1 protein-coding gene is annotated in these 8,264 nt (G+C 75.1%); it reads left to right on the forward strand.

Translation table 11 applies throughout. The annotated features are described in order from the left end of the window. Positions 1–2: 2 nt before the first annotated feature. Positions 3–8,264, forward strand: an 8,262-nt coding sequence (locus ACFY30_RS39010; protein ID WP_390849891.1) for a type I polyketide synthase, incomplete at its 3' end; no start/stop codon positions are given.

Below are 8,264 nucleotides of genomic sequence, written 5' to 3' on the forward strand. Positions count from 1 at the left end.
AGCTGAGCATGTCCTCCGAAAAAGTCGTCGAAGCCCTCCGTGCCTCGCTCCGGGAGAACGAACGGCTGCGCAAGCACAACCAGCGGTTGCGGGAGGCGATGACCGAGCCGGTCGCCATCGTCGCCATGGCCTGCCGCTGGCCGGGCGGAGCCGACACCCCCGAGGACTTCTGGCGGCTGCTCGCGGACGGCACGGACGCCATGACGGGCTTCCCCACCGACCGCGGCTGGGACCTCGACGCACTGTTCGGGCAGGAGGCGACCGGCGGCGGCAGCGCCGCCGTCCAGGGCGGCTTCGTCCACGGCGCCGACCGCTTCGACGCCGACTTCTTCGGCATCTCTCCGCGCGAGGCCCTCGCCATGGACCCGCAGCAGCGGCTGCTGCTGGAAGTGGCCTGGGAGACGGTGGAACGCGCGGGCATCGCCCCCGCCGCCCTGCGCGGCAGCAGCACCGGCGTCTTCGTCGGCTGCAGCAACCAGGAGTACGGCTCCGTGCTGCGTGACGTCCCCGACGGCGTCGAGGGCCACATCCTCACCGGCAACACCGGAAGCGTCGTCTCCGGGCGGGTCGCCTACACCCTGGGCCTGGAGGGCCCGGCGATCACCGTGGACACGGCCTGCTCCTCCTCCCTGGTCGCCCTGCACCTGGCCTGCCACGCCCTGCGGGCCGGCGAGTGCTCCCTGGCGCTGGCGGGCGGTGTCGCCGTCATGTCCACACCGGGCGCCTTCGTCGAGTTCAGCCGCCAGGGCGGCATGGCAGGCGACGGCCGCTGCAAGCCCTTCGCGGACGCGGCGGACGGCACCGGATGGGGCGAGGGCGCGGGCCTGCTCCTGCTGGAGCGGCTGTCGGACGCCCGGCGCAACGGGCACCGGGTGCTGGCCGTGATCCGGGGCAGCGCCGTCAACCAGGACGGCGCCTCCAACGGCCTGACGGCGCCGAACGGTCCCGCGCAGCAGCGGGTCATCCGGGCCGCCCTGGCGAGCGCCGGTCTGTCGGCCGCCGACGTCGACGCCGTGGAGGCCCACGGCACCGGCACCACACTGGGCGATCCGATCGAGGCGCAGGCCCTGCTCGCCACCTACGGACGCGACCGCGAACGGCCCCTGTGGCTGGGGTCGGTCAAGTCGAACATCGGGCACACCCAGGCCGCCGCCGGGGTGGCGGGCGTCATGAAGATGGTGCTGGCGATGCGGCACGGCCTGCTGCCGAGCACCCTGCATGTCGACGCCCCGTCCACGCACGTCGACTGGTCGGCGGGCGACGTGAGCCTCCTGGACGAACCGCGGGACTGGCCCCGCACCGAGGACCGCCCGCGCCGGGCCGGTGTGTCGTCCTTCGGCATCTCCGGCACCAACGCGCACGTGGTGCTGGAGGAGGCCGAGGCGGTCGAGGAGCCCACACGCCCCGGTGACGGCGCCGGTGACGGCGGGGTGCTGCTGTGGCCGCTGTCTGCGCGTGGGGAGGGGGCGCTGCGGGCACAGGCGGCGAGGCTGCTGGAGGCGGCGCGACGTCCTGCCGCCGACGTGGGGTGGACCCTGGCGGTGACACGGTCGGCGTTCGAGGACCGTGCGGTGCTCGTGGGTTCGGACGGGGAGGACCTGCGGGCGGGGCTGGCCGCCCTGGCGGCCGGCGAGACGGACCCGCGGGTGGTGCGGGGTACGGCGCTGCGCGGGCGCACGGCGTTCCTGTTCGCCGGCCAGGGCTCCCAGCGCCTCGGCATGGGACGGGAGTTGTACGAGAGGTATCCGGTCTTCGCGGAAGCGTTCGACGCGGTGGACGCGGAACTCCCGTTCGGCCTGCGGGAGACCGTCTTCGGCGAGGACGCCGAGCGGCTGGACCGGACCGAGTTCGCCCAGCCCGCCCTGTTCGCCCTCGAAGTCGCCCTGTTCCGGCTCCTGGAGTCCTGGGGCGTGCGCCCGGACCTGCTCGCGGGTCACTCCATCGGTGAGATCGCCGCCGCCCATGTGGCCGGAGTGTGGTCCCTGGCCGACGCGTGCCGCCTGGTCGTGGCGCGGGGCCGGCTGATGCAGGCCCTGCCCGCGGGCGGGGCGATGGCCGCCCTCCAGGCGTCCGAGGACGAGGTGCTGCCTCTGCTGAACGACGTGGTGGGCCTCGCGGCGGTCAACGGCCCGCGATCCGTGGTGATCGCCGGTGACAGCGCCGCGGTGGAGAAGGTCGCCGGGCACTTCCGGGCCCAGGACCGCAAGGTGACCGCCCTGCGGGTGAGCCACGCCTTCCACTCGCCGCTGATGGAACCGATGCTGGCCGAGTTCCGCTCGGTGGCCGAAGGCGTGTCGTACGAGCGTCCGAAGCTGCCCCTGGTCTCCACCGTCACCGGAGCGGCCGCGAGCGCCGAGCAGCTGATGTCGCCCGAGCACTGGGTCCAGCACGTCCGCCGCACCGTACGGTACGCCGACGCCCTCCACACCCTCGCCGGCCAGAACGTCACCCGCTACCTCGAACTCGGCCCGGACGGCACCCTCTCCGCCCTCGCCCTCGCGCTGCTGCCCACCACCGCCGAGGCACCCGAGGGAGCGCCGGCACCGCACGTGGTGGTGCCCGCGCTGCGCACGGACGGCACGGAGCCCGGCAGCCTGCTCGGCGCGGTCGGCACCCTGCACGCGCACGGACACAGCCCGGACTGGTCCGCCCTGTTCCCCGCGGCGCGCCCCGTCGAGCTGCCCACCTACGCCTTCCAGCGCGCCCGGTACTGGCCGTCCGAGTCCTCCTCCGGCCAGGAGGGCGGCCAGGCGCAGCCCCTCGACTCGGCGTTCTGGGCGGCCGTCCGCAAGGGTGACGTCCGTGACCTCGCGGAGCGGCTGGCGCTCGACCCGGACGTCCTGGCACCCGTACTCCCCGCCCTCACGTCCTGGCACCACGACAGCACGCGGCGCGCCACCGCCGAGTCCTGGCAGCACCGGGAGACCTGGACACCCCTGCCGTCCCCCACGGGTTCCCCGACCGGCGCCTGGCTGGTGCCCTTCTGCGCCGACGACCCGGACGCCGCCGCGACGGCCGGGGCCCTGGCCGAGGCGTTCACCGCCGCCGGAGCGGACGCGAGCCCCTTCGCCGTGGCCGCCGACGCGGACCGCGCCCGGATCGCGGAGGCGCTCGCCGAGGCCACCGCGCCCCGCGGCGGTCTGCTCCAGATGCTGTCGGTGCTCGCCCTCACCGAGACACCCCACGCGGCCCACCCCGACGTACCGCTCGGGCTGCACCTCAACACCCTGCTGGTGCAGGCGCTGGCCGGGAGCGGCACCACCGCACGGCTGTGGGCGGCCACCCGGTCGGCGGTGTCCGTCGGCCCCGCCGACCGGCTCACCCGGCCGGTGCAGGCCACCACCTGGGGGCTCGGCCGGACCGCGGCCGTCGAGCACTCGGACCTGTGGGCCGGTCTCCTCGACCTTCCGCAGCGACCGGACCAGCGGGCGCTCGCCCGACTGGTCGCGTGCCTCGCACAGCCGGGCGACGAGAACGAGCTCGCGGTACGCGACTCAGCGGTCTTCGCCCGCAGGCTGACACGCGTCACCCGTGACGCCGACGAGACCCGTCCCGCAGCGCGCTTCACCGGAACGACGCTCATCACCGGCGGCACCGGAATCATCGGCGCCCATGTGGCACGCCACCTGGCCCGGGAGGGCGCCGAGCATCTCCTGCTCGTCAGCCGCCGCGGCCCGGCGGCGCCCGGTGCCGGCGAACTGCGCCACGAACTGGAGCGGTCGGGCACCCGGGTCACCCTCGCCGCCTGCGACCCCGCCGACCGGTCCGCGCTCGACGAACTCCTCGCCACCGTCCCGGCCGACCGGCCGCTGACCGCCGTGCTGCATGTCGCGGGCGTCCTCGACGACGCACCGCTCACCGCGATGGACCCCGAGCGCTACGCCACCGTCCTGCGCGCCAAGCTGCGCGCGGCCGACAACCTCGACGAGGCCACCCGGAACCTCGACACCCCCCTGGCCGCCTTCGTGCTCTTCTCGTCCATCGCCGGTGCGCTCGGCTCGGCGGGCCAGGCCGGATACGCGGCCGGCAACGCCTACCTCGACGCCCTCGCCCGCCGCCGCCGCGCCGCCGGACTCGCGGCCACCTCCGTCGCCTGGGGCCCCTGGGCCGGCGGCGGCATGGCCGACGACCCCGCCGTACTGACCCGGCTGCGGCGCGGCGGCCTCACCCCGATGGAGGTCGAACCCGCGCTCACCGCCCTCGGCAGCCTCCTGGCCCACGACGACACCTGGACGCTGGTCTCCGACATCGACTGGGCCAGGATCGCCGCCGGACGGCGGGGCCTGCCGGGCGGCGCGCTGCTGAGCCGCATCCCGGAGGCCGTCCGGGCCACGGCGGCCGCCCAGGACACCACCACCGCACACGGCGGCGGCCTGCGCGCCGAACTCGCCCCCCTGGACGCCGCCGAGCGCCGCCGGCTGCTCCTGAAGCTGGTGCGGCGCAGCGCGGCCACCGCGCTCGGCCATCCGACCCCGGAGAGCATCCAGCCGGCCCGCGCCTTCCAGGACTGCGGCTTCGACTCGCTCACCGCCGTCGAACTGCGCAACCTGCTGGCCACCGCCACCGGCCTCACCCTGCCGACGACCCTGGTCTTCGACCATCCGACACCCCTCGCCCTCACCGATCACCTGGTGCGCGCACTCGACGACGACACCCTGCCGTCCGCTCACCGCGCGCCCGGCGCGGACCCGGTCCCGGCGAGCGGCAGCGGCGGCGACGAACCGATCGCGATCGTCGCCATGGCCTGCCGGCTCCCCGGCCGCGTCACCTCCCCCGAGGACCTGTGGGACCTCCTGGTCCGGGGCGGCGACGCCATCGGCTCCTTCCCGGCCGACCGCGGCTGGGACCTCGACACGCTGTACGACCCCGACTCACGGCGTCCCGGGACCAGTTACGTCAACGAAGGCGGCTTCCTCGCCGACGCCGACGCCTTCGACGCCGCCTTCTTCGGCATCTCGCCCCGCGAGGCCGTCGCCATCGACCCCCAGCAACGCCTGCTTCTCGAAGTCTCCTGGGAGACCGTCGAGCGGGCCGGCCTCGACCCGCGCTCCCTGCGCGGCAGCCGCACCGGCCTGTTCGTCGGCTGCGGCCACCAGGGCTACGGCGCGACGCTCACCGAGGTCCCGGACGACGTACGCGGCCATCTGCTCACCGGCAGCGCGGCGAGCCTGGCCTCGGGCCGGGTGTCGTACGCGCTCGGCCTGGAGGGTCCCGCGGTCACCCTCGACACCGCCTGCTCCTCGTCCCTGGTCGCCCTGCACCTGGCGGTGCAGGCGCTGCGGGGCGGCGAGTGCGACCTGGCGCTGGCCGGTGGGGTGACGGTGATGTCGACGCCGGGTGTGTTCGTGGAGTTCTCGCGGCAGCGGGGGCTCGCCGGGGACGGCCGGTGCAAGGCCTTCTCCGACGAGGCCGACGGCACCAGCTGGTCCGAGGGCGTGGGCATGCTGCTGGTGGAGCGGCTGTCGGACGCCCGGCGCAACGGGCACCGGGTGCTGGCGGTGGTGCGGGGCAGCGCGGTCAACCAGGACGGCGCGTCCAACGGTCTCACCGCTCCCAACGGCCCCGCGCAGCAGCGGGTGATCCGGGCCGCGCTGGCGGGCACCGGACTCACCCCGGCCGACATCGACGCCGTCGAGGCGCACGGCACCGGCACCACGCTCGGGGATCCGATCGAGGCACAGGCGCTGATCGCGACGTACGGCCAGGACCGTGAACGGCCCCTGTGGCTCGGGTCGGTGAAGTCGAACATCGGGCACACCCAGGCCGCCGCCGGGGTGGCGGGTGTGATCAAGATGGTGCTGGCGATGCAGCACGGCCTGCTCCCGCGCACCCTGCACGTGGACACCCCGTCGTCCCACGTGGACTGGTCGGCCGGTGCGGTCGAACTGCTCACCCAGGAGCGGGAGTGGGCCGGGGAGGAGAGCCGGCCGCGGCGCGCCGCCGTGTCCGCCTTCGGGCTCAGCGGCACCAACGCCCATGTCGTCCTGGAGGAACCCCTCCCCGCCGACACCCCGGAACCCCCGCCCGCCCCGCGCCCCCCGTCGGCCACGGTGCCCTGGCTGCTCTCCGGCCGCAGCGACGAAGCGCTGCGCGCCCAGGCCGCCCGGCTGGCCGAGCACCTCGACTCCCGCCCCGAACTGACCCCCGCCGCGGTCGCCCACGCGCTCGCCACGTCCCGCGCCGCCTTCGAGCACCGCGCCACCGTGGTCGGTGAGGACCGCGACGACCTCCTCGCCGCGCTGAAGGCCGTCGGCCGGGGCGAACCCTCACCCGCCGTGGCCGTGGGCACCGCCGACTCCGAGGGGAGCCTCGCCTTCCTCTTCGCGGGGCAGGGCTCGCAGCGGCTCGGCATGGGCCGTGAACTGTACGAGACGTTCGGGGCGTTCGCGGAGGCCTACGACTCCGTCTGCGCCCACCTGGACAACGAACTCGGACGGTCCCTCAGGGAGATCGTCTTCGGCGACGACGAAGAGACCCTGAACCGCACCGAGTTCACCCAGCCCGCCCTCTTCGCCTTCGAGGTGGCGCTGTTCCGCCTGCTCGAATCGTGGGGTGTCCGCCCCGACGTTCTCGCCGGGCACTCCATCGGCGAACTGGCGGCGGCCCATGTCGCCGGAGTGTGGTCCCTCGACGACGCCTGCCGCCTGGTCGCGGCCCGCGGACGGCTCATGCAGGCGCTGCCCGAGGGCGGCGCCATGGTCGCGCTGCAGGCCGCGGAGGAGGAGGTGCTGCCCCTGCTGGCCGGGCGGGAGGCCGAGGCCGGCATCGCCGCCGTCAACGGACCTCAGAACGTCGTCGTCTCCGGCACGAAGGACTGTGTGTCCCGGATCGCCGGACACTTCCGCGACCTCGGCCGCAGGACCACCGCGCTGCGGGTCAGCCACGCCTTCCACTCGCCGCTCATGGAGCCCATGCTGGGGGACTTCCTGCGCGTCGCCGAAGGCCTCACCTATCACCGTCCGCAGATCCCCGTCGTCTCCGAGGTGACCGGCGCGCTGGCCGATCCCGCCGAACTGTGCGCGGCCGGCTACTGGGCGGCCCACGTCCGCCAGCCCGTACGCTTCGCCGACGACGTACGCCGCCTGCGCGAGCAGGGCGTCACCCGCTACCTCGAACTCGGCGCCGACGGCACCCTCACCGCCCTCGCCCGCACCTGCCTGTCCGACGACCAGGCCGCGGTCCCCGGCCCGCTCCTGGTACCCGCGCTGCGCAAGGACCGCCCCGAGGTCACCGGGCTGTACGGCGCACTGGCCCGGCTGTACGTCCATGGTGTCGACGTCGACTGGACCCCGGCGCTCGGCGCCACTCCGGCCACCCGCGCGGTCGACCTGCCGACCTACGCCTTCCAGCACGAACGCTACTGGCTCGACCACGGCACCGCCGCCGTGCGCACGGCCGGGACGGCCGCCCGGACCGCGGCGGACACCGCCGACGACCGCTTCTGGGAAGCCGTCGAGTGCGAGGACGTCGACGCCCTGACGCAGGCACTGGGGCTGCCGGCCCAGGAGATCGGCGCGGTCGTCCCGGCGCTGGCCTCCTGGCGCAGGCGGCAGCAGCAGGAGACCGCCGTCGAAGCGCTCTCCTACGAGGTGGTGTGGAAGCCCGCCGCCGTCGAGCCGGCCACCGCCCCGGCCGCCACCGACGCCCGCCGGCTGCTCCTCCTCCCGGACGCCCAGGACGGCGACGACCCGGCGGTCACCATCCTCACCACGGCGCTCGGCGGGCCCGACCGGGTCACCCTCGTCCCCGGTCTCGCCCGCACCGACCGCGCCGCGCTCGCCGACCGACTGCGGGACGCCGCGGAGGGCCGCCCCGTCGACGGCGTCCTGGCCTTCGCCCAACTCGCCGGAACCGACGCCGACGGCCTGCCGCTCGGCCCCTCCGGGGTCGCCAGCCTGTTGCAGGCGTTGGGTGACGCGGGTGTGGGTGGCCGGGTGTGGGTGGTGACGTGTGGTGGTGTGTCGGTGGGCCGTTCGGACGGTCCGGCGGATCCGGTGCAGGGTGCGGTGTGGGGTCTGGGCCGGGTGGCGGCTCTGGAGTATCCGGACCGCTGGGGTGGTCTGGTCGACCTGCCCGAGGTCCTGGACCGCCGCGCCGTCACCCGACTCATGGGAGTCCTGTTCGGCGGCGGCACGGAGGACCAGGTGGCCCTGCGGCCCTCCGGCGTCCTCGGCCGTCGTTTGGAGCGGGTGCGTCCTGTGGGTGGGGACGGGGGTTGGTGTCCGCGGGGGACGGTGTTGATCACGGGTGGTACGGGTGTGTTG

This window comes from Streptomyces sp. NPDC000345 (assembly GCF_042898825.1).
Taxonomy (GTDB): Bacteria; Actinomycetota; Actinomycetes; order Streptomycetales; family Streptomycetaceae; genus Streptomyces.